Origin of the sequence: Phytobacter massiliensis JC163 (genome assembly GCF_000321045.1) — a bacterium.
GTDB classification, from domain to species: Bacteria; Pseudomonadota; Gammaproteobacteria; order Enterobacterales; family Enterobacteriaceae; genus Phytobacter_A; species Phytobacter_A massiliensis.
Genome location: NZ_HE578945.1, coordinates 1,537,938 through 1,563,230, shown reverse-complemented (window position 1 = coordinate 1,563,230; position 25,293 = coordinate 1,537,938). Strand labels below are relative to the sequence as shown.

General features: G+C 56.8%; 24 protein-coding genes. 19 read left to right on the top strand and 5 right to left on the bottom strand.

Going from position 1 to position 25,293, the window contains the following annotated elements:
- Window positions 1-2 precede the first annotated feature (2 nt).
- The 10 genes from fabD to ptsG all read left to right on the top strand — a co-directional run bounded on the left by fabD (window position 3) and on the right by ptsG (window position 9,524).
- Window positions 3-932 carry an ACP S-malonyltransferase gene (fabD, locus tag ENTHG_RS07710; RefSeq protein ID WP_044177568.1) on the top strand — a complete coding sequence of 310 codons (930 nt, stop codon included), beginning with the start codon at window positions 3-5 and terminating at the stop codon, window positions 930-932.
- Window positions 933-944: 12 nt separating this feature from the next.
- Entirely contained in the window at window positions 945-1,679 is a 735-nt protein-coding gene (gene fabG, locus ENTHG_RS07705) for a 3-oxoacyl-ACP reductase FabG (RefSeq protein WP_044177566.1), read from the top strand.
- 154 nt (window positions 1,680-1,833) lie between these two features.
- Window positions 1,834-2,070, top strand: a complete 237-nt coding sequence (gene acpP / locus ENTHG_RS07700; protein WP_000103754.1) for an acyl carrier protein — start codon at window positions 1,834-1,836, stop codon at window positions 2,068-2,070.
- Between the two features lie 89 nt (window positions 2,071-2,159).
- Window positions 2,160-3,401, top strand: a complete 1,242-nt coding sequence (gene fabF, locus ENTHG_RS07695; protein ID WP_044177564.1) for a beta-ketoacyl-ACP synthase II — start codon at window positions 2,160-2,162, stop codon at window positions 3,399-3,401.
- 119 nt (window positions 3,402-3,520) lie between these two features.
- Window positions 3,521-4,336 (top strand): aminodeoxychorismate lyase, encoded by an 816-nt coding sequence (gene pabC / locus ENTHG_RS07690; protein WP_044177562.1) that lies wholly within the window; start codon window positions 3,521-3,523, stop codon window positions 4,334-4,336.
- Window positions 4,333-5,355, top strand: a complete 1,023-nt coding sequence (gene yceG / locus ENTHG_RS07685; RefSeq protein WP_044177560.1) for a cell division protein YceG — start codon at window positions 4,333-4,335, stop codon at window positions 5,353-5,355. Before pabC ends, yceG begins: the two co-directional genes overlap by 4 nt.
- Window positions 5,345-5,986, top strand: a complete 642-nt coding sequence (tmk, locus tag ENTHG_RS07680; RefSeq protein ID WP_044177558.1) for a dTMP kinase — start codon at window positions 5,345-5,347, stop codon at window positions 5,984-5,986. Before yceG ends, tmk begins: the two co-directional genes overlap by 11 nt.
- Window positions 5,983-6,987 (top strand): DNA polymerase III subunit delta', encoded by a 1,005-nt coding sequence (gene holB / locus ENTHG_RS07675; RefSeq protein ID WP_044177556.1) that lies wholly within the window; start codon window positions 5,983-5,985, stop codon window positions 6,985-6,987. The genes tmk and holB overlap by 4 nt, the downstream gene beginning before the upstream one ends.
- A gap of 11 nt (window positions 6,988-6,998) precedes the next feature.
- Window positions 6,999-7,793, top strand: coding sequence for a metal-dependent hydrolase (locus ENTHG_RS07670; RefSeq protein ID WP_044177554.1), 795 nt, complete (start codon window positions 6,999-7,001; stop codon window positions 7,791-7,793).
- Between the two features lie 297 nt (window positions 7,794-8,090).
- Window positions 8,091-9,524, top strand: coding sequence for a PTS glucose transporter subunit IIBC (ptsG, locus tag ENTHG_RS07665; RefSeq protein WP_044177552.1), 1,434 nt, complete (start codon window positions 8,091-8,093; stop codon window positions 9,522-9,524).
- Between the two features lie 204 nt (window positions 9,525-9,728).
- Here the strand turns inward: ptsG and fhuE are convergent, their stop codons facing one another.
- Window positions 9,729-11,939 carry a ferric-rhodotorulic acid/ferric-coprogen receptor FhuE gene (fhuE, locus tag ENTHG_RS07660; RefSeq protein ID WP_044177550.1) on the bottom strand — a complete coding sequence of 737 codons (2,211 nt, stop codon included), beginning with the start codon at window positions 11,937-11,939 and terminating at the stop codon, window positions 9,729-9,731.
- A 330-nt stretch (window positions 11,940-12,269) separates the two neighbouring features.
- Here fhuE and hinT point away from each other — a divergent pair, with 330 nt between their 5' ends.
- From hinT to ENTHG_RS07620, 8 genes are all read left to right on the top strand, one after another.
- Window positions 12,270-12,626 (top strand): purine nucleoside phosphoramidase, encoded by a 357-nt coding sequence (hinT, locus tag ENTHG_RS07655; protein WP_044177548.1) that lies wholly within the window; start codon window positions 12,270-12,272, stop codon window positions 12,624-12,626.
- A gap of 5 nt (window positions 12,627-12,631) precedes the next feature.
- Window positions 12,632-13,006 carry a YcfL family putative periplasmic lipoprotein gene (locus ENTHG_RS07650; RefSeq protein ID WP_044177546.1) on the top strand — a complete coding sequence of 125 codons (375 nt, stop codon included), beginning with the start codon at window positions 12,632-12,634 and terminating at the stop codon, window positions 13,004-13,006.
- Between the two features lie 10 nt (window positions 13,007-13,016).
- Window positions 13,017-13,679 carry a penicillin-binding protein activator LpoB gene (lpoB, locus tag ENTHG_RS07645; protein WP_044177544.1) on the top strand — a complete coding sequence of 221 codons (663 nt, stop codon included), beginning with the start codon at window positions 13,017-13,019 and terminating at the stop codon, window positions 13,677-13,679.
- Window positions 13,660-14,484, top strand: coding sequence for a thiamine kinase (gene thiK / locus ENTHG_RS07640; RefSeq protein WP_044177542.1), 825 nt, complete (start codon window positions 13,660-13,662; stop codon window positions 14,482-14,484). Before lpoB ends, thiK begins: the two co-directional genes overlap by 20 nt.
- 2 nt (window positions 14,485-14,486) lie before the next feature.
- Complete coding sequence (gene nagZ / locus ENTHG_RS07635; protein ID WP_044179124.1) at window positions 14,487-15,512, top strand: beta-N-acetylhexosaminidase; 1,026 nt, start codon at window positions 14,487-14,489, stop codon at window positions 15,510-15,512.
- Window positions 15,513-15,549: 37 nt separating this feature from the next.
- Entirely contained in the window at window positions 15,550-16,092 is a 543-nt protein-coding gene (ycfP, locus tag ENTHG_RS07630; RefSeq protein WP_044177540.1) for an alpha/beta hydrolase YcfP, read from the top strand.
- Between the two features lie 303 nt (window positions 16,093-16,395).
- Window positions 16,396-17,700, top strand: coding sequence for an NADH-quinone dehydrogenase (gene ndh / locus ENTHG_RS07625; protein WP_044177538.1), 1,305 nt, complete (start codon window positions 16,396-16,398; stop codon window positions 17,698-17,700).
- Window positions 17,701-17,892: 192 nt separating this feature from the next.
- Entirely contained in the window at window positions 17,893-18,432 is a 540-nt protein-coding gene (locus tag ENTHG_RS07620) for a glycine zipper 2TM domain-containing protein (RefSeq protein ID WP_044177536.1), read from the top strand.
- 458 nt (window positions 18,433-18,890) lie between these two features.
- On the opposite strand, the gene ENTHG_RS07615 is transcribed toward ENTHG_RS07620, so the two are convergent.
- Window positions 18,891-19,526 carry a TetR/AcrR family transcriptional regulator gene (locus ENTHG_RS07615; protein WP_044177534.1) on the bottom strand — a complete coding sequence of 212 codons (636 nt, stop codon included), beginning with the start codon at window positions 19,524-19,526 and terminating at the stop codon, window positions 18,891-18,893.
- Between the two features lie 243 nt (window positions 19,527-19,769).
- On the opposite strand from ENTHG_RS07615, the gene bhsA reads away from it, so the two are divergent.
- The gene (gene bhsA / locus ENTHG_RS07610; protein WP_044177532.1) at window positions 19,770-20,027 is read left to right on the top strand and encodes a multiple stress resistance protein BhsA; all 258 of its coding nucleotides are present in this window, start codon (window positions 19,770-19,772) and stop codon (window positions 20,025-20,027) included.
- A 39-nt stretch (window positions 20,028-20,066) separates the two neighbouring features.
- On the opposite strand, the gene ldtC is transcribed toward bhsA, so the two are convergent.
- The 3 genes from ldtC to ENTHG_RS07595 form a co-directional block, all read right to left on the bottom strand.
- On the bottom strand, window positions 20,067-21,020 hold the full coding sequence (ldtC, locus tag ENTHG_RS07605) for a L,D-transpeptidase LdtC (RefSeq protein WP_425325295.1): 954 nt from the start codon (window positions 21,018-21,020) through the stop codon (window positions 20,067-20,069).
- Window positions 21,021-21,152: 132 nt separating this feature from the next.
- A complete protein-coding gene (gene mfd, locus ENTHG_RS07600) occupies window positions 21,153-24,599 on the bottom strand; it encodes a transcription-repair coupling factor (protein ID WP_044177528.1) in 3,447 nt (1,148 codons plus the stop codon).
- 100 nt (window positions 24,600-24,699) lie between these two features.
- Window positions 24,700-25,293 (bottom strand): acyltransferase family protein (locus ENTHG_RS07595; RefSeq protein ID WP_044177526.1); only part of this gene is annotated, 594 nt, incomplete at its 5' end.

The window sequence follows — 25,293 nt, the reverse complement described above, 5'->3', positions numbered from 1 at the left end:
ACATGACGCAATTTGCATTTGTGTTCCCGGGACAGGGCTCCCAGGCTGTGGGTATGCTGGCCGATATGGCGGCCAGTTACCCGGTTGTTGAAGAGACGTTTCGTGAGGCCTCCGCTGCGCTGGGTTACGACCTTTGGGCGTTAGTCCAGCAAGGGCCTGCGGAAGAGCTGAACAAAACCTGGCAGACTCAGCCTGCGTTATTGACCGCCTCCGTGGCGTTATGGCGCGTATGGCAGCAGCAGGGCGGTAAAACGCCTGCGCTGATGGCAGGCCACAGTCTCGGTGAATACTCTGCGTTAGTTTGTGCGGGCGTCATTGCCTTTGCTGATGCGGTGCGTCTGGTTGAGCTGCGCGGTAAGTTCATGCAGGAAGCGGTGCCGGAAGGCACAGGCGGCATGTCGGCCATTATTGGTCTGGACGACGCCGCGATTGCTAAAGCCTGCGAAGAGTCTGCCGAAGGGCAGGTGGTTTCTCCGGTTAACTTCAACTCGCCGGGCCAGGTGGTCATCGCCGGTCATAAAGAGGCGGTTGAACGCGCAGGCGCTGCCTGTAAAGCCGCAGGCGCCAAACGTGCGCTGCCGCTGCCGGTAAGCGTGCCGTCACACTGCGCGCTGATGAAACCTGCTGCGGAAAAACTGGCCGCCGAGCTGCAAAAAATCACTTTTAACGCGCCGACTGTTCCGGTCGTGAACAACGTCGACGTGAAGTGCGAAACCACGCCGGAAGCGATTCGTGACGCGCTGGTTCGCCAGCTCTACAGCCCGGTACAGTGGACCAAAACCGTTGAGTTTATGGCCTCTCAGGGCATTGAGCATCTGTATGAAGTAGGACCGGGCAAGGTGCTGACCGGTCTGACCAAACGTATTGTTGATACCCTGACTGCGTCTGCGCTCAACGAGCCTGCCGCGATGTCAGAGGCACTTGCGCAATAAAAGAGGAACACCATGAGTTTTGAAGGAAAAGTCGCGCTGGTTACCGGTGCAAGCCGTGGCATTGGCCGCGCCATTGCGGAGACCCTGGTCGCTCGCGGCGCAAAGGTTATCGGCACAGCTACCAGTGAAAATGGTGCTCAGGCCATCAGCGAATATCTGGGTGCGAACGGTAAAGGTCTGATGCTGAATGTGACCGACCCTGCATCTATCGAATCGGTACTGGAAAATATTCGTGCCGAGTTTGGCGAAGTGGATATTCTGGTAAATAATGCCGGTATCACTCGTGATAACCTGTTGATGCGCATGAAAGACGATGAGTGGAACGATATCATCGAAACAAACTTGTCATCAGTTTTCCGTCTGTCAAAAGCGGTGATGCGCGCTATGATGAAGAAACGTCATGGACGCATCATCACAATCGGTTCTGTGGTTGGTACCATGGGAAATGCAGGTCAGGCCAACTACGCTGCGGCGAAAGCGGGGCTGATCGGCTTTAGTAAATCGCTGGCGCGTGAAGTTGCGTCCCGCGGTATTACTGTGAACGTTGTTGCTCCGGGTTTCATTGAAACGGACATGACGCGTGCGCTGTCTGACGATCAGCGTGCGGGTATTCTGGCGCAAGTTCCTGCGGGCCGTCTTGGCGGCGCTCAGGAGATCGCCAGTGCGGTTGCATTTTTAGCTTCTGACGAAGCGGGTTACATCACTGGTGAAACCCTGCACGTCAACGGCGGAATGTATATGGTTTAACCACGAAGAAATTTATTTGCGTTATATGGGCAAAAAGCCGCAAAATAGCGTAAAATCGTGGTAAGAACTGCCGGGATTTAGTTGCAAATTTTTCAACATTTTATACACTACGAAAACCATCGCGAAAGCGAGTTTTGATAGGAAATTTAAGAGTATGAGCACTATCGAAGAACGCGTTAAGAAAATTATCGGCGAACAGCTGGGCGTTAAGCAGGAAGAAGTTACCAACAATGCTTCCTTCGTTGAAGACCTGGGCGCTGATTCTCTTGACACCGTTGAGCTGGTAATGGCTCTGGAAGAAGAGTTTGATACTGAGATTCCGGACGAAGAAGCTGAGAAAATCACCACCGTTCAGGCAGCCATTGATTACATCAACGGTCACCAGGCGTAAGTGAACATCTCCAGGCGGTCGTTCGACCGCCTGAGTTTTATCCTTTTTCCCACGAATCTTAATCTTTTTTCCCTCCCTGGAGGACAACCGTGTCTAAGCGTCGTGTAGTTGTGACCGGACTGGGCATGTTGTCTCCTGTCGGCAATACCGTAGAGTCTACCTGGAAAGCTCTCCTTGCCGGTCAGAGTGGCATCAGCCTGATCGACCATTTCGATACTAGCGCCTATGCAACGAAATTTGCTGGCTTAGTAAAGGATTTTAACTGTGAAGACATCATCTCGCGCAAAGAGCAGCGCAAGATGGATGACTTTATTCAATATGGAATTGTCGCTGGCGTTCAGGCCATGCAGGATTCTGGCCTTGAAGTGACTGAAGAGAACGCTTCCCGCATTGGCGCCGCTATCGGCTCCGGCATTGGCGGTCTCGGTCTGATAGAAGAGAACCACAGTTCCCTGGTGAAAGGTGGGCCGCGCAAAATCAGCCCGTTCTTTGTTCCTTCGACGATTGTTAACATGGTGGCAGGTCATCTCACCATCATGTTTGGCCTGCGTGGGCCGAGTATTTCAATTGCCACTGCCTGTACTTCCGGCGTGCACAATATTGGCCACGCGGCGCGTATTATTGCTTATGGCGATGCTGACGCGATGCTGGCAGGCGGGGCAGAAAAAGCCAGTACGCCTCTTGGCGTAGGTGGTTTTGGCGCAGCGCGCGCTCTCTCTACCCGCAACGATAATCCGCAGGCGGCAAGCCGCCCCTGGGATCAGGATCGTGACGGCTTCGTCCTCGGCGATGGCGCAGGTATTATCATGCTCGAAGAGTATGAGCATGCGAAAAAGCGCGGTGCGAAGATTTATGCAGAAATCATCGGTTTCGGCATGAGCAGCGACGCCTACCATATGACGTCACCGCCGGAAAACGGCGCGGGCGCAGCGTTGGCGATGGTGAACGCTATCCGCGATGCCGGTATCGAACCGGGCCAGATTGGCTACGTCAACGCGCACGGCACCTCGACGCCTGCGGGCGACAAAGCAGAAGCGCAGGCGGTTAAGGCAGTCTTTGGTGATGCCGCCCGCAGCGTGATGGTGAGTTCGACCAAGTCCATGACCGGTCACCTGCTTGGCGCGGCGGGCGCGGTTGAGTCAATCTACTCAATCCTTGCGCTGCGCGATCAGGCCGTTCCGCCAACCATCAACCTGGATAATCCCTCTGAGGGTTGCGACCTGGACTTTGTACCGCACGAAGCGCGCCAGGTCAGCGGAATGGAGTACACGCTGTGTAACTCCTTCGGCTTTGGCGGCACCAACGGTTCACTGATCTTCAAAAAGGTCTGATCCGCGTCTGCGGGTTGCTAAAAAAGGTCCGCCCGGCGGGCCTTTTTTTATTCGGTTTTCTCCGCTTGTCCCTGCCTGTTCATCCTGCCACACTAACCGCCCACGGATAAGGAGCGACTATGTTCTTGATTAATGGCCGCGAGCAGGATTGTCTCAACGCGAGCGACAGAGCCATACAGTTTGGCGACGGCTGTTTTACCACGGCGCGAGTAACCGCCTCGCGGGTAGATCTGTTGCCGGAACATCTTCACCGTCTGCAGAGGGCATGCGAAAGGCTCTTTATCGACTTTTCTGACTGGGCGCTTCTGGAAGACGAGATGTGCCGCCTGGCCGCCATGCAGAAGGACGGGGTGCTGAAGGTTATACTGAGCCGCGGTACGGGCGGGCGGGGCTATGCCGTCTCCGGCTGCGACTCGCCGACGCGGCTTTTGCGGGTCAGTGCGCTGCCTGCGCACTATACGCGCTGGCGGGAAGAGGGCGTGACGCTCTCCTTAAGCCCGATACGGCTGGGGCGAAACCCGGCTCTGGCAGGCATTAAGCACCTTAACCGGCTGGAACAGGTGCTGATTCGCCGCTATCTTGAGCAAACGCAGTGCGATGAAGCGCTGGTTCTTGACAGTGAAGGGTGGCTTACGGAATGCTGTGCCGCGAATATTTTCTGGCGCGAAGGCCGGCGCGTTTTTACGCCCCGTCTCGACCAGGCAGGCGTTGATGGCATTATGCGCCGGTATTGTTTAGAAAAGCTGGCCTGCGCCGGCTATCGCGTTGTTGAACTCAATGCGCCACCCCAGGCGCTGAAAACGGCCGATGAGGTCGTTATTTGTAACGCATTAATGCCCGTGGTTCCGGTTCGCGCCTGGGAAGCGCTGAACTGGTCGTCACGGGAGATGTATCACTTGTTAGCCCCTCTTTGCGAGCACCCACAATCGTCATGAAAAAAATGTTGCGCTTTGTTCTTCTGCTACTGCTAATCATGGTTGTTGCCGCGGGCGTCGGTATCTGGAAAGTTCGCCATCTGGCAGACAGTAAACTTCTTATTAAAGAAGAGACGATATTTACGCTCAATGCCGGCACCGGCCGCGTCGCGCTCGGCGAGCAGCTATACGCAGAAAAAATCATTAATCGCCCGCGCGTCTTCCAGTGGCTGCTGCGTGTCGAACCGGATCTCTCTCATTTCAAAGCTGGAACCTACCGCTTTACCCCGACGATGACGGTACGTGAGATGCTGCAGTTACTGGAGAGCGGTAAAGAGGCGCAGTTCCCTTTACGCCTGGTCGAAGGGATGCGTCTGAGCGACTACCTCGCGCAGCTGCGCGACGCTCCCTGGATCAAACACACCCTGAAAGATGACAGCTACGCCGCGGTTGCCGAAGCGCTGGGGCTGGAACATGCCGACCAGGTTGAAGGCTGGTTCTGGCCGGATACGTGGATGTATACCGCGAATACAACGGATGTGGCTCTGCTCAAGCGCGCCCATCAGAAAATGGTGCGTGCCGTAGACAGCGAGTGGGAAGGGCGCATGGAAGGGCTTCCCTACAAAGATAAAAATGCGCTGGTCACCATGGCGTCGATTATCGAAAAAGAGACGGCGGTCGCCAGCGAGCGTGACAGGGTTGCATCCGTCTTTATAAACCGCCTGCGTATAGGTATGCGCCTGCAGACGGACCCAACGGTTATCTACGGCATGGGCGAGCGCTATAATGGTAAGCTGTCGCGCGCGGACCTTGAAACGCCCACCCCTTATAACACTTACATTATTGACGGATTGCCGCCGGGCCCTATCGCCACACCGGGCGAGGCCTCCCTTAAAGCGGCTGCCCATCCGGCAAAAACGCCTTATCTCTATTTTGTCGCTGACGGCAAAGGCGGGCATACATTTAATACCAACCTCGCCGGACACAACCGCTCGGTGCAGGCCTGGTTAAAAGCGCTTAAGGAAAAAAATGACCAGTAAATACATTGTCATTGAAGGGCTGGAAGGTGCCGGGAAAACTACGGCGCGGGATGTCGTGGTTGAGACGCTGCAACAGCTTGGCGTCGAAGAGATAGCCTTTACCCGCGAGCCTGGCGGCACGCAGCTGGCAGAGAAATTACGCAGCCTGGTGCTGGATATTCGCTCGGTAGGCGATGAAACCATTACCACGAAGGCGGAAGTATTGATGTTCTATGCCGCCCGCGTACAGCTGGTGGAAACCGTCATTAAACCGGCGTTATCCCGCGGATGCTGGGTAATCGGCGATCGTCACGACCTCTCAACCCAGGCGTACCAGGGGGGCGGACGCGGCGTCGATCGCACGATGCTGGCAACGCTGCGTGACGCCGTGCTGGGTGATTTTCGCCCGGACCTGACGCTCTATCTTGATGTGACCCCTGAGGTAGGGCTAAAGCGCGCCCGCGCCCGTGGCGAGCTGGATCGGATAGAGCAGGAGTCCTATGACTTTTTTAATCGCACCCGCGCACGCTACCTTGAACTGGCGGCGCAGGATCCGAGCATTCGCACCATCGACGCCACCCAGTCCCTTGAGGCGGTCATTGCCGCTGTTCGCCAGACGGTCACGGCCTGGGTACAGGAGCAGGCGGCATGAGATGGTACCCGTGGCTCCGGTCCGATTATGAACAACTGGTCGCCAGTTATCAGGCCGGGCGCGGACACCACGCGCTCTTAGTGCACGCGCTGCCGGGAATGGGCGACGAGGCGCTGATTTACGCCCTCAGCCGTTACTTGCTCTGCCAGAACCCGCAAAATGCGAAAAGCTGCGGCCACTGCCGCGGCTGCCAGCTGATGCAGGCGGGTACACATCCTGACTATTACCCGCTGGCGCCGGAGAAGGGCAAAACAACGCTGGGTATCGATGCGGTGCGCGAAGTCAGCGAGAAACTCTATGAACGCGCCCGTCTTGGCGGTGCTAAAGTTGTCTGGATTGCGGACGCGGCGTTATTAACCGACGCGGCGGCCAACGCCCTGCTCAAAACGCTGGAGGAGCCGCCGCGGGAGACCTGGTTTTTACTGGGCTGCCGCGAGCCTGCGCGCCTGTTGGCCACGCTGCGTAGCCGCTGCCGACTGCACCATCTTGCTCCGCCAGCCGAAAGCTACGCCTGCGCGTGGCTGGCGCGCGAGGTCTCTGCGTCGCAGGAGGCGATCGTGAGTGCGTTGCGCCTGTGCGGCGGCGCGCCAGGTGCTGCAGAGCAGCTACTGCAGCAGGCGAATCTGGCGTCGCGGCAGGCGCTGTGTCAGGGCCTTGAAAAGGCCCTGACGGATGGGGACTGGCTTGCGCTGCTTCCCCTACTTAATCATGAGCAGGTAGCGGAGCGTCTGCACTGGACCGCCGCGCTGCTGCTGGACGCGTTAAAAGTGCAGCAGCACGCCACGCTTCTGACCAATATGGACGCTGTGGCGCTGGTACATCACCTTGCCGCCCGGCTCAGCAGCGCCACGCTACAGGCCAGCCTGCAGGCTGTGGTGGAGTGCCGGGAACAGCTGCTGTCTGTCGTTGGCGTCAATCGTGAACTCCTGCTTACCGACCTTTTACTGCGTATCGAACGTTTTCTGCAGCCCGGCGCGACCCTGCCGGTATCGCATCTTTAAAGAGAGACATTATGTTTTTAGTCGACTCCCACTGCCATCTTGATGGCCTTAATTATCAGGATCTACACCAGGACGTAGATGATGTCATGCAAAAAGCCGCCAGCAGAGGGGTGAAGTTTTGCCTGGCGGTGGCCACGACGCTGCCCGGGTATCGCGCCATGCGCGAGAAAGTGGGTGAGCGCGATGACGTGGTTTTCTCCTGCGGCGTGCATCCCCTTAATCAGGATGAAACCTTTTTGGTGGAAGATCTGCGTCGTCTTGCCGCCGAAGAGGGCGTAGTGGCGATGGGCGAGACGGGGCTTGATTATTTTTATACCCCGGAAACAAAGGCGCGCCAGCAGGCTTCGTTTCGTGAGCATATCCGTATTGGGCGCGAGCTGAATAAGCCGGTGATTGTGCATACCCGTGATGCGCGCGCTGATACCCTGGCCATCCTGCGAGAAGAAAAGGTGACGGACTGCGGTGGCGTACTACACTGTTTCACGGAAGACCGGGAAACAGCGGGCCAACTGCTGGATATGGGGTTTTATATCTCCTTCTCCGGGATTGTGACCTTTCGCAATGCCGAGCAGCTGCGTGATGCGGCGCGCTATATTCCGCTGGATCGCCTGCTGGTGGAGACCGACTCGCCGTACCTGGCGCCGGTTCCGCATCGCGGCAAGGAGAACCAGCCCGCGTTTACCCGCGATGTGGCTGACTATATGGCGGTGTTAAAAGGCGTTTCGGTTGAAGAGCTGGCGCAGCAAACCACGCAAAATTTCGCTACGCTGTTCCATATCGATCCCGCCCGCCTGCAATCCGCCTGATTTTCTGGCTTATTTTAGTACTCGTAATTAATAAGTAATAAGAGTAAAGTTCACCGCCACAAAAGGGGCGGTGACGCGCTTTTTTGACACATTCAGTAACGAGTTGAGTCATTCTGTGAAAGTTTAGTCGGAGCTGCTGGCTGAAACGTGATAGCGGTCAAACAAACTTTTTCGGATTTATTTTACTCTGTGTAATAAATAAAGGGCACTTAGATGTCCTGTTCACAGCACGGTTCTCCCCCCGTGCGAATGCGCAAAAGCGTAAAAAAAGCACTAATACTCAGGAGCACTCTCAATATGTTCAAGAATGCATTTGCTAACCTGCAGAAGGTCGGTAAATCGCTGATGCTGCCAGTATCCGTACTGCCTATCGCAGGTATCCTGCTGGGCGTCGGTTCCGCAAACTTCAGCTGGCTGCCGGAAGTGGTTTCTCATGTTATGGCGGAAGCAGGCGGTTCTGTTTTTGCTAACATGCCGCTGATCTTCGCCATCGGCGTAGCTCTGGGCTTTACTAATAACGACGGCGTTTCCGGTCTTGCCGCCGTGGTGGCCTACGGCATCATGGTGAAAACCATGGCTGTGGTCGCGCCGCTGGTACTGCATTTACCTGCGGAAGAAATTGCGGCTAAGCACCTGGCGGATACCGGGGTTCTCGGCGGTATCATCGCGGGCGCTATTGCGGCGTATATGTTCAACCGCTTTTATCGCATCAAGCTGCCTGAGTATCTGGGCTTCTTCGCCGGTAAGCGCTTCGTTCCGATTATCTCCGGTCTGACGGCGATTATTTTCGGCGTGGTTCTTTCCTTCATTTGGCCGCCGATCGGTAGCGCAATCCAGACGTTCTCCCAGTGGGCTGCTTACCAGAACCCGGTTGTCGCGTTTGGTATCTATGGCTTCATTGAGCGCTGCCTGGTACCGTTCGGTCTGCACCATATCTGGAACGTTCCTTTCCAGATGCAGATCGGTGAATTCACCAACGCAGCAGGCCAGGTATTCCACGGCGATATCCCGCGTTATATGGCAGGCGACCCGACCGCAGGTAAACTGTCTGGCGGCTTCCTGTTCAAAATGTACGGTCTGCCGGCTGCCGCGATTGCTATCTGGCACTCCGCTAAACCGGAAAACCGCGCGAAAGTGGGCGGCATCATGATCTCCGCCGCGCTGACCTCGTTCCTGACCGGTATTACCGAGCCGATCGAGTTCTCCTTCATGTTCGTTGCGCCGATTCTGTACGCAATCCATGCGGTGCTGGCTGGTCTGGCGTTCCCGATCTGTATCCTGCTGGGTATGCGTGACGGTACCTCCTTCTCTCACGGTCTGATTGACTTTATCGTACTCTCCGGCAACGGCAGCAAACTGTGGCTGTTCCCGATTGTTGGTCTGTGCTACGCAGCGATTTACTACACCGTGTTCCGCGTGATGATTAAAGCGCTGGATCTGAAAACACCGGGTCGTGAAGACGCTACCGAAGAGAACAAAGCTGGCGCGACCAGCGAAATGGCTCCGGCGCTGGTAGCGGCGTTTGGCGGCAAAGAAAACATCACCAACCTCGACGCCTGTATCACTCGTCTGCGCGTTAGCGTGGCCGATGTGGCGAAAGTTGACCAGCCTGGCCTGAAAAAACTGGGCGCGGCAGGTGTAGTGGTGGCAGGTTCCGGCGTACAGGCAATTTTCGGTACTAAATCCGATAACCTGAAAACCGAAATGGATGACTACATCCGCAACCACTAAGTAACAGGTCTGGGGAGACTGAGGCAGCCGCAAGGCTGCCTTTTTTATTGCCGCATCCGGGAATGTCCCGGGTGCGCTCGCGCTTACCCGGGCTACCGTTTCGTAGCCTGGATAAGGCAACACCGCATCCGGGAACCCTGCCAGTGCTACAGGCAATAAAAAACCCGCCGGAATGCGGCGGGCTCGGTGTGATATTGGCGACGATCAGAAGCTGTAGCTGGCGCTTACCGAGAAGTTACGCGGCGCGCCGTAAACACCGTAGGTATCCAGATAGTCGTAGTACTCTTCATCGAACAGGTTGTTGATGTTGCCCTGCACCGCGAAGTTCTTCGTCACCTGATAGCGGGTGAATAAATCAACCACCGTGTAGCCATCCTGGGTAATACGCGAAACGCCGTTCGGGCCGTTGTCGATATCATTCCAGGTTTTGTTCTGCCAGCGGACGCCGCCGCCCACCGCCAGTGCTGGCAGCATCGGCAGCTGGTAACGGGTAAACAGCTTCGCCGTCGTGCGCGGCTGGCCCGGGTTGACCGCGTTGCCATCTTCATCTTCCGCCACATAGCGGCTGGCGCCAAAGGTCAACTGCCAGTTGTCGGTAATCGCGCCGTTCAGCTCAAACTCAACGCCTTTGCTGACGGTACCGTCCACCGATTTGTAGGCCGTCTGACCGCCGGAGGCGGGGATAGACTGCCCGGTATTCACCGCTACGTTATCCTGCTCGATGCGGAAGACCGCAAGGCTGGCGGTCAGGCGAGTGTTAAACCAGTCGCCTTTGATTCCCGCCTCATAGCTTTGGCCGGTGGTCGGGTCGAGGAACTCGCTGTTGATATCGCGCTGGCCGCTCGGCTGGAAGATAGAGGTGTAGCTGCCGTAAACTGACCAGGTATCGTCGATATCATAGATAAGCCCGGCGTAGGGGGTGACATCGTCGAACTTGCTGTTCCGGATCTCGTCCGGTTTGCGCTCAAGGTTATATTTGGCGCTCCATTCGGTCCAGCGAGCGCCCAGGATCAGGTGCAGCGGGTCGGCCAGCGACAGACGGGTCGCCGTATAGACGGACTTCTGGCGAATCACGTCCCGCTGGTAGAGCGCCCAGTCTGACCACTGCGGATCGGCCAGGGTATTGCCGTTGTACTGGTTAATATTGCCAACGTCCATCAGGCCGTAGTTATCATTAACCGGATAAGCGTTGTCATAGTTGTTGCGCTGACGGCTGTAGCTGCCGCCAAACATCACCTCATGCTGACGGCCCAGCAGCTCATAGCCGCCGCGCACAAAGGCGTCCACCGAGTCCTGCTTACGCTCGCCACGGTTCCAGCCGCCCCACGCGCCCTGGAACAGCGAGGCGTCATACAGGCCAGTGGTTTTATCCGGGTAGCCGTCAATGTACATCAGCTTGCTATCAAAATTGGTTTCCGCATGCATAGCGTTGATTTTGGCTTCCCAGCCGTTATCGAAGCGCTGCGTCAGGTTGGCGAAGACTTTGGTGGAATCTTTGTTGGAATAAGCCCAGTCGGCTGCGGTGTTAAAGCCGCGACGGAAATGGGTTTTGCTGCCGTCGCTCCACATTGACGGTACGCCGCCCCAGGTCGGGCTGTCGTCTTCGTTTTCCTGATAGTCGTAGCCCAGCGAAAGGGTCGTGGAGTCCGTCACATCGGCATCAACCACGCCGTAGATGAATTTCTTGCGGCTGTGGTTGCGCTCAAGCCAGCTGTCGTTGTCCTGATAGCCGGTAATAACGCGGCCGCGAACTTTGCCGCTTTCCACCAATGGGGCTTGCAGATCCAGCACGTAGCGCTGTTTATCCCAGCTGCCATAGGTGGCCGAAGCGGAGCCTTTAAACGCTTTGCTGTCCGCGTGCTTACGTACCATGTTGACGTAGGCGGAAGGGTTACCCGTGCCGCTCATCAGGCCAGCCGCGCCGCGCACCACTTCGATTTTATCGTAAATGGCGGTGTCGCCTGCGGTGTCGCCGAAGTTCCAGCGGTTATCCAGGAAGGTGGGCATATCTTCATAGGCAAAGTTGCTGATGAAAAAGCCGCGGGAATAAAAGTTTGTACGGGAACTGTCGATACGCGACGCGCTTACGCCGGTGGTATTGTCCAGTACGTCCTCAATGGTATTGAGTTCCTGATCCTGCATACGCTGCTGGCTGATAACGCTGACCGATTGCGGAATATCTCGCGGTACCAGCAGCAGCTTGGTGCCGGTGGTGGTGGTTTTTACGCTGTAGTCCTGATCCTGGCTGATATCGCCCTGAGCGGAAGCGCCTTCAACAATGACCGTATCTTCACTGTCTGCGGTGGCCGCGTAGGTGGCGGCAGGTGTCAACGCGAATGCTATGCAAATCGCCAGGCGAGACGGCGTTCCGGCAAGCGAACGCTGCTGGCTGCTGGCGTTAATGGTGAAAGACATTATTAACCCTTAATAGTGTTGGGATTGTTGCCTGGCAGCGATACGTTGTCGCTGTCGGACGTATTATGGTTTCAGGTAATAAATGCGCATGTAAATGCAAATGCGAAATATACGCATTTAATTTTACGGTGTAAACAGATGTTACATGGCGTTTTGAAAGCCTGTTTCAAAGGGAAGCGAAGGGGCGGGCGGCCATAATGCGGTCAGCCTGACGGGAAATCTTGAAGAAAAAGAGTGTTATAGTTGAAACAGCCGAAGAATCTCGCTCATACTCTACACTGTATCTCGTGACTGGGCGGTGTCGCCTGCACGTATAAAAAGGAAAAGGTCATGGCCGAAGAAACCATTTTCAGTAAAATCATCCGTCGCGAAATTCCCTCGGATATTGTTTATCAGGATGAGCTTGTCACCGCTTTTCGCGATATCTCCCCTCAGGCGCCGACGCACGTGCTGATCGTGCCGAATATACTTATCCCTACCGTTAACGACGTTACCGAAGCGCACGAGCAGGCGCTGGGCCGGATGCTCACCGTCGCGGCTAAAATCGCCCGCGATGTAGGCATTGCGGAAGATGGCTATCGCCTGATCATGAACTGTAACCGTCACGGCGGGCAGGAAGTCTGGCATATCCATATGCACCTGCTGGGTGGCCGCCCGCTTGGCCCGATGCTGTCTCACAAAGGGTAATACCTATGGCAAACGGACGCGTCGCTTTGCTGTTAATGGCCCTGACGCTTGTGGGTTGTAGCTCGCGTCCGGAAATTCCGGTCGCAAACGATCAGACACTGGTTATGGAGTCGACTGTCCTGGCCGCCGGGATAACGGCGCAGCCGCCAACGCTGAGCACGCAAGAGATCCAGCCGGTGGCTTCATCAAGGCTGTTTAACGAACGCGCTCAGCCTGTCACGGTGAACTACCGTTTCTTCTGGTATGACGCGCGCGGCCTGGAAATGCATCCGCTCGAAGAGCCACGCAGCGTGACCATTCCGGCTAACGCTTCCGTTACGCTCTATGGAAGCGCCAATTTCCTGGGTGCGCACAAGGTCAGACTTTATCTCTATTTGTAAGGGGTGAAAATTGATTAAAACATTAGGACGCTACGCGCTGCTGACGACGGTAGCGGTTATTCTCTCTGGCTGTATTATGCAGCGTGAACAGCAGCCTGCGCCGGTGGATCAGGCGCAGCCAACGCCGCAGCAGCCGGTGCAGCCTGTGCCGCCGCCGCAGCAGCCGGTGCCCACCGTCCCTTCGGTGCCGTCAGTGCCGCAGCAGCCGGGGCCGATTGAACACCCGGATGAAAGCGCGCAGCCCGCGCCCCGTGAGCGCCATTATGACTGGAACAGTGCCGTGCAGCCGATGGTGAGCAAGATGTTGCAGGCCAGCGGCGCCAGCGCCGGTAATGTTCTGCTGGTGGACAGCGTTAACAACAGAACAAATGGTTCGATTAACGCCAGCGAAGCCACAGAGACGCTGCGTAGCGCGCTGGCTAACAACGGCAAGTTCACGCTGGTCACGGCGCAGCAGCTGGCTATGGCGAAGCAGCAGCTTGGCCTGTCGCCGCAGGATAGTCTCGGCTCGCGCAGCAAAGCTATCGGTATTGCCCGTAACGTAGGCGCGCAGTATGTGCTTTACTCCAGCGCGACCGGCAGCGCCAGCGCGCCGGGTCTGCAAATGCAGCTCATGCTGGTGCAAACCGGTGAAATTGTCTGGTCGGGGAAAGGTGCGGTTCAGCAACAGTAAACTGACGCGTGACGGGCTTCTGTCACGCTATCTTCCTCACTATGCTCCCGTTGCGGGGATGGACGCTGGTCTCAGCGGCGGGAGTTGTCTTATCAGCGATGGCCGTCATCGCCTGGTGTTACGCCAGGCGCATTCGACGGCATCGTCCCCGTTTTTACGTCAGTATCGCGCCCTTAAACGTCTGCCGCCTTCGCTGGCGCCGCAGCCAAAATGGCTTATTGATGGCTGGATGGCGATAGAGTACATCCAGGGTGAAATCCCGCAGGTCTTACCTCCGGCAGATGATCTGGCGGCGCTGCTCTGTGCGCTACATCGCCACGCGCCGCTGGGCTGGCGGATAACGCTGTTGCCCCTGCTGGCGCGCTACTGGCAGGAGAGCGACCCTTCCCGCCGTACGCCGCTGTGGTTAAAAACGTGGAAAACGTTGCGCCAGCGTGGCGAGCCGCCGCCGCTGCGGCTCGCCCCCTTACATATGGACGTTCACACCGGTAATCTCGTCCATAGCCCCGACGGTCTGCGGTTGATAGACTGGGAATATGCGGGCGATGGCGATATCGCGCTGGAGCTTGCCAGCGTCTGGATGGACAATACGCAGCAGCGTCGTGCGCTGGTGGATGCCTATGCGCAACGTGCGGCTATCGCCCCCCGGCAGCTATGGCGGCAGGTGCAACGCTGGGAGCCATGGGTAGGGCTGCTGATGGCGGGGTGGTTTGAAGTGCGCTGGCAGCAGACGGGTGATAAACAGTTTATTTCGCTGGCCGACAGGGTATGGGGCCAGCTCAGAACAAAAGGAAAAGAGAGGTGAATGTGGGTCCGGTGATGTTAGATGTGCACGGCTACGAACTGGATGCGGAGGAGCGAGAGATTCTGGCCCATCCGCTGGTAGGCGGGCTGATTTTATTTACCCGCAATTACCATGATCCAGACCAGCTACGCGAGCTGGTACGCCAGATCCGCGAGGCTTCGCGCCATCGACTGGTGGTCGCCGTGGATCAGGAAGGCGGGCGCGTACAGCGTTTTCGTGAAGGGTTTACCCGCCTGCCCGCGGCACAATCTTTCGCCGCGCTGCTCGGCGTAGAGGAGGGCGGCAGGCTGGCGCAGGAGGCAGGCTGGCTGATGGCGAGCGAAATGATCGCCATGGATATCGATATCAGCTTTGCCCCGGTGCTGGATGTGGGCCATATCAGCGCGGCCATTGGCGAGCGCGCTTACCATGATGAGCCTGACACGGCGCTGGCGTTAGCGACCCGCTTTATTGACGGTATGCACAGTGCCGGGATGAAAACCACCGGTAAACATTTCCCCGGCCATGGCGCGGTGACGGCGGACTCCCATAAAGAGACGCCCCGCGACCCGCGTGAAGAGGCGGCGATCCGCGCCAGAGACATGGCGGTGTTTAGCACGTTGATAGCCCAGGGCAAACTGGATGCCATCATGCCCGCGCACGTGATTTATAGCGACGCCGACCCGCGTCCGGCCAGCGGTTCGCCTTACTGGCTGCAAACGGTGCTGCGGGGCGAACTGCAATTTGACGGCGTGATTTTCTCTGACGATCTGTCGATGGAAGGGGCGGCGATCATGGGCAGCTATGCCGAGCGCGGTCAGGCGTCGCTGGATGCGGGTTGCGATATGATCCTCGTCTGCAATAATCGTAAAGGCGCAGTCAGCGTGCTGGATAACCTGTCGCCGATCAAAGCTGAGCGTGTTACGAAATTGTATCATAAAGGTTCATTTTCCCGTCAGGAGCTGCTGAGCTCCTCGCGCTGGAAGAGCGTCAACCAGCAGCTGGAACAGCTTCACGCGCGCTGGCAGGAATATAAAGCAGCGCAGTAATGGGTTGCGTACGGGTACTGAATAGGGTGAGGATGCGATGATCATCTATTTACACGGTTTTGACTCAAACAGTCCGGGAAACCACGAGAAAGTATTACAGCTGCAGTTTATCGATCCCGATGTGCGACTGATAAGCTACAGCACGCGTCATCCGAAACATGATATGCAGCACCTGCTAAAAGAGGTGGATAAAATGCTGCAGCTCAACGTGGATGAGCGGCCGCTGATTTGCGGCGTGGGGCTGGGGGGCTACTGGGCTGAACGGATCGGCTTTTTGTGCGACGTCCGTCAGGTCATGTTTAACCCTAACCTTTTCCCCTATGAAAATATGGAAGGCAAGATTGACCGGCCGGAAGAGTATCTGGATATCGCCACGAAGTGCGTGTCCAACTTTCGCGAGAAAAACCGCGACCGCTGCTTGGCCATTCTTTCCCGCACCGACGAGGCGCTGGACAGCCAACGTTCTTCTGACGTTTTGCACCATTATTATGAGATCGTCTGGGACGAAGAGCAGTCGCATAAGTTCAAGAACATCTCTCCGCACCTGCAGAGAATCAAGGCATTCAAAACGCTTGGCTAAGCGTTGTCGTAGCCCGGGTAGGCGTAGCGTACCCGGCGCTGCCAGCTGCGGCGAAACGGCATCCCCCCGGTATAGTCATCCCGCCATCTCACCTTTCAATGCCTTGTCTTATGCCGATTCTGGCTACACTGTCTATCTTTTGAACGGCAAAACTTGATTAATATCAATTTTGGTATGACCAATGCACCGTTCATGATATTCTCATTGAAGTAACACGTCTTTATGCAATCTAACTTGTTGTTAATTAAAAGCTATTTTTATAACCTTTAGTTAACAATTGGTTAATATTTTAAGGGGGTCACGTTGACTACACCATTGAAGAAAATTGTGATTGTCGGCGGGGGCGCTGGTGGGCTTGAGCTGGCAACCCAGCTCGGGCACAAACTGGGCCGTGGGAAAAAAGCGAAAGTTACGCTGGTCGATCGCAATCACAGCCATCTGTGGAAACCGCTGCTGCACGAAGTGGCGACCGGATCGCTTGATGAAGGGGTGGATGCGCTGAGCTATCTGGCGCATGCCCGTAATCACCATTTCCAGTTTCAGCTCGGATCGGTTGTTGATATCAACCGTGAAGCGAAAACCATAACCTTAGCCGAACTGCGGGACGAGAAGGGCGAACTGCTGGTGCCGGAGCGCAAGCTGGCCTACGACACGCTGGTGATGGCGCTGGGCAGTACCTCCAATGATTTCAACACGCCGGGCGTTAAAGAGCACTGTATCTTCCTCGATAACCCACATCAGGCGCGCCGTTTTCACCAGGAGATGCTCAATCTGTTCCTGAAATATTCGGCAAGCCTTGGGGCTAACGGCAAGGTCAATATCGCCATTGTCGGCGGCGGGGCGACAGGCGTTGAGCTTTCCGCTGAGTTGCATAACGCGGTCAAACAGCTTCACAGCTACGGCTACAAAGGGCTGACGAATGAAGCGTTGAACGTGACGCTGGTTGAAGCAGGGGAGCGTATCCTGCCCGCGCTGCCGCCGCGTATTTCCGGCGCCGCGCACAATGAGCTGACCAAAATGGGCGTGCGCGTGCTGACGCAAACCATGGTCACCAGCGCCGATGAGGGCGGCCTGCACACTAAAGAGGGCGAGTACATCAAAGCCGACTTGATGGTGTGGGCGGCAGGCATCAAAGCGCCGGACTTTATGAAAGAGATTGGCGGCCTGGAAACGAACCGCATTAATCAGCTGGTGGTGGAGCCGACGCTGCAAACCACTCGCGACCCTGACATTTATGCGATTGGCGACTGCGCTTCCTGCGCCCGTCCCGAAGGCGGTTTTGTTCCACCGCGTGCGCAGGCCGCGCATCAGATGGCAAGCTGCGCGCTGCACAACATTCTGGCGCAGAGCAAAGGCAAGCCCCTGAAAGCCTACGTCTATAAAGACCACGGTTCACTGGTGTCGCTCTCTAACTTCTCTACTGTCGGCAGCCTGATGGGCAACCTGATGCGCGGCTCGATGATGGTGGAAGGGCGTATCGCGCGTTTTGTCTACATCTCGCTTTACCGTATGCACCAGATTGCGCTGCACGGCTACTTTAAAACGGGTCTGATGATGCTGGTTGGCAGTATCAACCGGGTGATCCGCCCGCGACTCAAGCTGCACTAAGTTCTGGCTGCTCCCCCGCCGCTGCGCAGGGGAGCAGAATATCCTTCTGCTTATTGAGCAACTTTTGCTCGGATAACTCTGAATCGCGCGTTTACCTCCGCAAATCTCCCCTTTTTTCCACTCTTTCCGATTGGCTTTCACTCTTGTCAGGTTGCAGAATTGTTACTAGATATCAACCAGGGAGGAGATCCTGTGAATAAATCAATGTTAGCGGGTATCGGTATTGGCGTGGCCGCTGCACTGGGTGTTGCGGCGGTAGCCGGTCTGGATGTTTTTGACCGCAGCCCCCAGTATGCGCAGGTGGTTTCCGCCACGCCAATCAAAGAAACCATTAAAACGCCTCGTCAGGAGTGCCGTAACGTGACGGTTACGCACCGTCGCCCGGTACAGGATGAGAACCGACTCACCGGCTCCGTATTGGGTGCGGTAGCGGGGGGTGTCATTGGGCATCAGTTCGGGGGAGGACGCGGCAAGGATGTGGCGACCGTAGTCGGCGCGTTGGGCGGCGGCTATGCAGGTAACCAGATCCAGGGCGAGATGCAGTCGCGGGACACCTATACCACCACGCAGCAGCGCTGCAAAACGGTCTACGACAAATCAGAAAAAATGCTGGGCTATGACGTCACCTACAAAATTGGCGATCAGCAGGGAAAAATCCGTATGGATCGCGATCCCGGTACTCAGATCCCCCTGGACGGTAACGGCCAGCTGATTTTGAATAACAAAGCGTAAAAAAGCAGTACCTTACGTTTGGCTCCTCAATTGCTCAGGCTGAGGAGCCTTTTTTTGCAGCAGTGATGAGGAGAGCACCAGCGCATCAGACAATATCCGGCTGGCGAATCAGCAGACAGCCCGTAATGATAATCGAGACGAATGCGAACAGGATGGAACCGCCGTAAACGACCCAAAGGCTAAATAACAATGTAATTACTATTAACACTTTGATGAATGGTAATAGCAAAATCATCTTCATTTTCCTTCTGCATGTGAATAGTCGAAAGTTAAACTCCGTAGAGACAGTAAATGCAGGGTATTGTAAACGTCTGTCTTAATGACAGTTCTCTATTATTTTTCCCTGAATGGTTAGCAAGGAAATAATTACTGTTAAAGCTTAGCAAAGCGGCAGAGGTCGCATTATGTTTTCACCTATTAATCTGATAGGTGAAAACAATAATACGCATAAGAAGGGGTTACTGGCCTGTCAGCTGCGGCCAGAGACGCAATGTAGTGGCGGTTATCTGTTTTAACTTATCGCACCCGGCACCTTCCCGGGCGCTTATCGACATCCCCTGCAGTACACAGCTTAAAAACTGCGCCAGCTCCTGCAGGTTCGCCTGGGAGGGGATCTCGCCGCGCTGCTGACGCTGTTCCAGAAAATGACGCAGCGTCTGTTCCTGCTGTGCATGCCGCGCTTTAATCGCCCTGGCTATCTCCTGCGAGGAGGCGGCAAGGGCGGTGGAGGTGTTTATCAGAAAGCAGCCTGCGGGCGTTTCGCTACTGGTAAAACAGGAGGCAACCGCATGGAAATAGTCGCGTAAAGCCACCAGCAGCGGTTTCTCATCGTCAAACAGCTGCGCTTCATGGCGGCTGGCGAAGCGGGTGACGTAACGGTCAAGCACCGCCCGAAACAGCCCCTCTTTGTTATGGAATTCCGCATACAGCGTGGGCGCTTTCGCGCCTGTCGCGGCCACCAGATCGGCAAGCGATGTCGCTTCATAGCCGTGCTGCCAGAAGAGTGTCATGGCCTTATCAAGCGCCGCTTCCCTGTCGAACACTTTGGGTCGGCCACGGCTTTTTTTACTTTCATTTTTGACTTCACTGGTCATAGCGCCGCCTAACCTTCGTTGGTTTGTTGAACGATCATTATAAAAATAATCGCCCACAGAAGCCAGCGCGATAACCGCACAAATTATTAAATATTATCTCTTTGATATATATAGGTTTATGTATTTATTTAATGATCATTATAAAAATGGATTGACGCGTGATGGGGGTCACATCTATTATTTTGTTAACGATCGTTAGTTAAATGCTTTCGACACCTTTTCACCTGCATCAGGACCAACATCATGAAAAACGTTAAAACCCTTTTCGCCGCAGCCGTACTGAGTTCTCTCTCTTTTGCAAGTTTCGCAGCCGTTGAAGTTCATTCAGCGCCCGCTAACCAGCAACAGGCTGGCACCATCGCCGTCACCGCAGACAGCAACCTCTCTTCTGTTGAAAATCAGCTGGCGCAGAAAGCCGACGAGATGGGCGCGAAATCTTTCCGCATCACCTCCGTGACCGGTTCAGATAAACTGCACGGCACCGCAGTGCTCTACAAATAAGCGTTAAAAGTTAAAAAGCCTCGCCTTTGCGAGGCTTTTTTATAGCGTTTGTACCGTGGCGTGCGCGGTGACATCTACCGGCATACCCGAGCGCACCTCCATCGCGTGATCCATGACCGCAGCGTCGCTTTCTGGCGCGCTTCGGAACCCCTTCATCGCGGCATTCAGCGTGATGGGCAGAGTTTTCGGATCGTCATCAATGGATTTTGAGAGCGGCTGATGTACTTCTACCAGGCGCGTTCCGTCAGGCTCAACGGAAGCTTTAATCGGCGTATTGATAATGTTGACCCGGGTGCCGGGTGTAATAACGCGAAACAGCGTTGCGATATCATTATCCCGCAGGCGAATACAGCCGGAGCTGACCCGCATACCGATGCCGAAGTCGGCGTTGGTGCCGTGAAGAAGGTAAACGCCGCCATAGGCCGCAAGGCGAATCGCGTGGTGGCCCATCGGATTATTCGGCCCTGCCGGCACCACCGCCGGTAAATCTATCCCCTGCGCTTTATAGCGCGCGCGAATATTGGCGGTTGGCGTCCACGTCGGGTTGGCCCGCTTGTCGGAGACGGTAGTCACCATCGTCGGCGTCAGCGTATCACCCCCTAACTGACCGATACCGATAGGATAGATCGTCACCTCATTTTTCCCCGGTGGGTAATAGTAGAGCCGCAGCTCAGCGAGATTAATCACAATCCCTTCACGCGGCGCATCGGGTAGCAGCGTTTGCAGTGGAATCGTCAGCACGCTGCCTGCGCGGGGCACATAGGGGTCAATGCCGGGGTTGGCCTGCAGCAGCGCCAGAAAACCCACGTTATATTTTTTGGCGATAGCCTCCAGGGAGCCGCCATCATCTTCCACAACGTGATAGCGGTTTTCACCGACCAGCCTGCTGCCGGAAGGGGGAAGGGGCCAGGTATTGGCCCAGGCGGGGACCAGCAGCGAAACGGCCACCAGCGTTAGCAAAACATTAAGACGCATTATTTTTATCATTACCATAATCCATGTAAATAATAAGGTTATATATATACATATAAGCTATGGAATTATGGGCCACAGAAGTGTCGGCTTTTCCTGGAATAGTGCAAGCCTATGTAAAGAAACCGGGCCGGCAGAGCGGCCCGGCGAGTGTCAGGCGATAGCGTTCTCTTCAAGCTGCTGCATAAAGCCGCGTACCCACTCCATGCGGGTTTTACGCTCCGCCAGATCCTGGAAGAATTTCAGCCGCGTCGGGCCATCCAGGCGGAAGTGCTGCGGCTGCTTTTGCAACAGGCCGATAAGCCATGCCGGGTTGACGTGGTTCTTCTCGTTGAACTCGATAAGCCCGCCTTTGTCGTTGCCTTCCAGCTTGCGAATCCCCAGCTTCTGCGCCTGCTGACGCAGACGGGCGATATCGAGCAGGTTACGCGCCGCATCCGGCAGCAGGCCAAAGCGGTCAATGAGTTCGACTTTGATCTCATCAAGCTCATTCTCGCTTTTCGCGCTGGCGACCCGTTTGTAGAACGACAGGCGCGTGTTGACGTCCGGGATAAAATCATCCGGCAGCAGCGACGGCATCCGCAGTTCGACTTCGGTCTGCTGGCTGGTGAGATCCTCCAGCGACGGTTCGCGCCCGGCCTTCAGCGCATCGACGGCGTTTTCCAGCAGTTCCATATACAGCGAGAAGCCAATGGTCTCCATCTGCCCGCTCTGGTCTTCGCCGAGCAGTTCGCCTGCGCCGCGAATTTCCAGATCGTGGGTTGCCAGCGCAAAGCCCGCGCCCAGATCTTCCAGCGAGGCAATCGCCTCCAGGCGCTTCTGCGCGTCGGTGGTCATTGCCTTCGGATGCGGGGTCAGCAGCCAGGCGTAGGCCTGGTGGTGCGAACGGCCCACGCGCCCGCGCAGCTGGTGCAGTTGCGCCAGGCCGAAGTGATCCGCGCGCTCAATGATAATGGTGTTCGCGGTCGGGATGTCGATCCCGGTTTCGATGATGGTGGTACACACCAGCACGTTAAAGCGCTGGTGGTGGAAGTCATTCATCACCCGCTCCAGTTCGCGCTCGCGCATCTGCCCGTGGCCGATGGCGATGCGCGCCTCCGGCACCAGTTCCGCCAGCCGATCGGCAGCTTTCTGGATGTTCTCAACGTCGTTGTACAGATAGTAAACCTGACCGCCGCGCAGAATTTCACGCAGAATGGCTTCACGCACCACCAGGTTGTCATACTCGCGCACAAAGGTTTTCACCGCCAGACGGCGAGCAGGGGGCGTGGCGATAATCGACAGATCGCGCATGCCGCTCATCGCCATATTCAGGGTGCGCGGAATGGGGGTAGCGGTGAGCGTCAGAATGTCCACATCGGCGCGCATCGCCTTGATACGCTCTTTATGGCGCACGCCGAAGCGGTGCTCTTCATCAACGATCAGCAGGCCGAGATCTTTTAGTTTCACATCGCTCTGTAACAGCTTGTGGGTGCCGATGAGGATATCAATCTTGCCTTCGGCGGCCTGCTCCAGAATCTGCGCCTGCTCTTTGGCGCTGCGAAACCGCGACAGCATCTCTACGCGCACCGGCCAGTTGGCGAAGCGGTCGCGGAAGTTGTCGAAGTGCTGCTGGGCGAGCAGGGTGGTGGGCACCAGCACCGCCACCTGCTTATGATTTTCTACCGCCAGGAACGCGGCGCGCATTGCGACTTCGGTCTTGCCGAAGCCCACGTCGCCGCACACCAGCCTGTCCATCGCCAGCGGCTGGCACATATCGCTGAGCACGGCGTTGATCGCCTGCGCCTGGTCGGGGGTAGTTTCAAACGGGAAGCTGTCGCAGAACAGCTGATACTGCTCACGATCGTGCTTAAAGGCGAAGCCCGCTTTCGCGGCGCGCTGGGCATAGATATCCAAAAGCTCCGCCGCCACGTCGCGCACTTTCTCCGCCGCTTTTTGCCGCGCCCGCGTCCAGGCGTCGCTGCCGAGCTTATGCAGCGGCGCGTTATCTTCCGCGCCGCCGGCGTAGCGGCTAATCAGGTGCAGGGAGGAGACCGGCACATACAGTTTGGCGTCCCCGGCGTAGGTGAGCATCAGGTATTCGCCTTTGATGCCGCCCGCTTCAAGCGTGGTCATGCCCGCGTAGCGGCCCACGCCATGCTCCAGGTGGACCACCGGCTGCCCAGGATGCAGTTCCGCCAGGTTGCGAATCAGCGTGTCCGGGTTGATGGTGCGCCGCGTATCCTGGCGACGACGGGAGACGCGTTCGCCCAGCAGGTCGCTTTCGCAGATCAGCGCGCGGTTGCGCAGGCTGTCGATAAAGCCGTGTTCCGCCGCGCCAATCATCAGATAGCGGCCTGCATTTTCCGCTTCGTCCAGCCGCAGGATGCGTTTGGGCGCGATCTTAATGCGGGCGAGCAGTTCCCCCAGCGCTTCGCGTCGGCCTTCGCTTTCGACCGAGAAGATCACCGGGCCGCTAAAGGATTCCAGGAATTTACGCAGGTTATCCAGCGGCGCTTTATTCTGCGCCTGTACCGCCAGTTCGGGCAGCGTCTGATAACCGAGATTGACGTTGACAGCTTTATCCGCCAGCTGCTCGTTTTTCAGCTGGACGCGAGGCCAGCGTTTCAGCTCGCCAAACAGTTCATCAACACGCAGCCACAGCGCTTCGGGCGGCAGGAGCGGGCGCATCGGGTCAACGCCGCGGTTTTCATAGCGCGCGCGGGTCTCCTGGCTAAAGCGCTCTGCGCTCTGCTCCAGCGAGCCGGTATTGACCACCAGCGTGCTGGCCGGGAGATAGCTGAACAGCGAAGGCAGCGGTTCGCTAAAAAAGAGCGGCTGCCAGTATTCAATCCCGGTGGGCAGGGTGCCTTTGCTCACCTGCTGGTAGATATGCTCCGCGTCGCGCTTCACGTCGAATTTATCGCGCCACTGGCTGCGAAACAGTTCGATAGCCGCTTTGTCCGTGGGAAATTCGTGGGCTGGCAGCAGGCTGATGGCCTCGACTTCCTCCAGCGTGCGCTGGCTGTCGGCGTCGAAAAGACGCAGGCTGTCGATTTCATCATCAAAGAAGTCAAGACGATAGGGCTGCGGGCTGCCCATCGGGAAGAGATCCAGCAGGGCGCCGCGGGTGGCGTATTCGCCATGCTCCATCACCTGATCGACGTGCCGGTAGCCCGCGCTATCAAGCTGCGCGCGCAGCGCGTCGCGGGAGAGGCGCTGCCCCTTTTTCATCACCAGCGCATGGCCGTGAAGATAGCTGTGCGGGCAGACCCGCTGCATCAGGGTATTGACGGAAACAATCAGCACGCCGCGCTGCATTGAGGGCAGCTGATAGAGCGTCGACAGACGCGAGGAGATAATCTCCTGGTGCGGCGAGAAGCTGTCATAAGGCAGCGTTTCCCAGTCGGCAAGATTCATCACCAGGTTATCGGTGAACTGGGCGATTTCATCCTGCAGGCGCAGGGCATTTTGCATATCCGGGGCGATTAATACCACCGGGCCCGGATGACGCTCAATGATTCCCGCCACTTCGGTGGCGCAGGCCGCGCCGGTCAGTTCGCCAAGCTGGCGCTGCTCGCCCGCTTTCGCGGGCAGGGAATAACGGTATTGTTCAGGCATAGACGGGGTCAGGATCTCTTGTGGATACCCCCCTGTTATGGGGGCATATCACTGATACGCAATCCCTTTATTATCCGCGATTGTGCATTATTCGCCAACCTTAACGCGTCTGTTCCTGCAGGCGCAGCCTGGCAGGCGGGGTGAAGAAAAGATCGCCGAACAGCGCGGACGAGGCTTTTCGCACTCCCAGCCCCACCACTGTACAGACGATAAGGCTCAGGAAAGGGTAGCAGAGCAGCAGGGCCAGTTCGGCTGCGGGCGGCCAGCTTCCGGCATTAAGCGGCCTGAGCAGCGCCAGGCTGAACGCCTCGATCAAAATGCGGTGGGTGGTATAGATAGCCAGCGTATTGGACCCTACCAGGTTCAGCAGTGAGTTCTCCCGTGAGCCGTAGCGCACCTCAAGGGCACGGAACAGGCGCAGAATCGCCACCACCGACAACAGGCACAGGGGCAGAGGAACATTGATAAACCACAGCGCCGTCGCCGCCACCGCGCCGGCTATCAGCAACAGGGCGTAGCGGCGCAGCGGGAAATTTTGTATCGCCTGCATGATAACCGCGCCGAACCAGGCGCCGAGGCTGTAAAAAATCATGTTGCGCAGGACGCTGTTCATTCCCCACCACGGCAGCGGCAGGAAGTTTATCGCCACGCTGAGCAGCGCCATCGCCGCCAGCGCGACGCCCGCCCAGCGGCT

Excerpts from the sequence above, each read along its gene's own strand:
- fabD (WP_044177568.1), top strand. The coding sequence starts at position 3 with ATGACGCAATTTGCATTTGTGTTCCCGGGACAGGGCTCCCAGGCTGTG.
- fabG (WP_044177566.1), top strand. The coding sequence starts at position 945 with ATGAGTTTTGAAGGAAAAGTCGCGCTGGTTACCGGTGCAAGCCGTGGC.
- acpP (WP_000103754.1), top strand. The coding sequence starts at position 1,834 with ATGAGCACTATCGAAGAACGCGTTAAGAAAATTATCGGCGAACAGCTG.
- pabC (WP_044177562.1), top strand. The coding sequence starts at position 3,521 with ATGTTCTTGATTAATGGCCGCGAGCAGGATTGTCTCAACGCGAGCGAC.
- yceG (WP_044177560.1), top strand. The coding sequence starts at position 4,333 with ATGAAAAAAATGTTGCGCTTTGTTCTTCTGCTACTGCTAATCATGGTT.
- tmk (WP_044177558.1), top strand. The coding sequence starts at position 5,345 with ATGACCAGTAAATACATTGTCATTGAAGGGCTGGAAGGTGCCGGGAAA.
- holB (WP_044177556.1), top strand. The coding sequence starts at position 5,983 with ATGAGATGGTACCCGTGGCTCCGGTCCGATTATGAACAACTGGTCGCC.
- ENTHG_RS07670 (WP_044177554.1), top strand. The coding sequence starts at position 6,999 with ATGTTTTTAGTCGACTCCCACTGCCATCTTGATGGCCTTAATTATCAG.
- ptsG (WP_044177552.1), top strand. The coding sequence starts at position 8,091 with ATGTTCAAGAATGCATTTGCTAACCTGCAGAAGGTCGGTAAATCGCTG.
- fhuE (WP_044177550.1), bottom strand. The coding sequence starts at position 11,939 with ATGTCTTTCACCATTAACGCCAGCAGCCAGCAGCGTTCGCTTGCCGGA.
- hinT (WP_044177548.1), top strand. The coding sequence starts at position 12,270 with ATGGCCGAAGAAACCATTTTCAGTAAAATCATCCGTCGCGAAATTCCC.
- ENTHG_RS07650 (WP_044177546.1), top strand. The coding sequence starts at position 12,632 with ATGGCAAACGGACGCGTCGCTTTGCTGTTAATGGCCCTGACGCTTGTG.
- ycfP (WP_044177540.1), top strand. The coding sequence starts at position 15,550 with ATGATCATCTATTTACACGGTTTTGACTCAAACAGTCCGGGAAACCAC.
- ENTHG_RS07615 (WP_044177534.1), bottom strand. The coding sequence starts at position 19,526 with ATGACCAGTGAAGTCAAAAATGAAAGTAAAAAAAGCCGTGGCCGACCC.
- bhsA (WP_044177532.1), top strand. The coding sequence starts at position 19,770 with ATGAAAAACGTTAAAACCCTTTTCGCCGCAGCCGTACTGAGTTCTCTC.
- ldtC (WP_425325295.1), bottom strand. The coding sequence starts at position 21,020 with ATGGTAATGATAAAAATAATGCGTCTTAATGTTTTGCTAACGCTGGTG.
- mfd (WP_044177528.1), bottom strand. The coding sequence starts at position 24,599 with ATGCCTGAACAATACCGTTATTCCCTGCCCGCGAAAGCGGGCGAGCAG.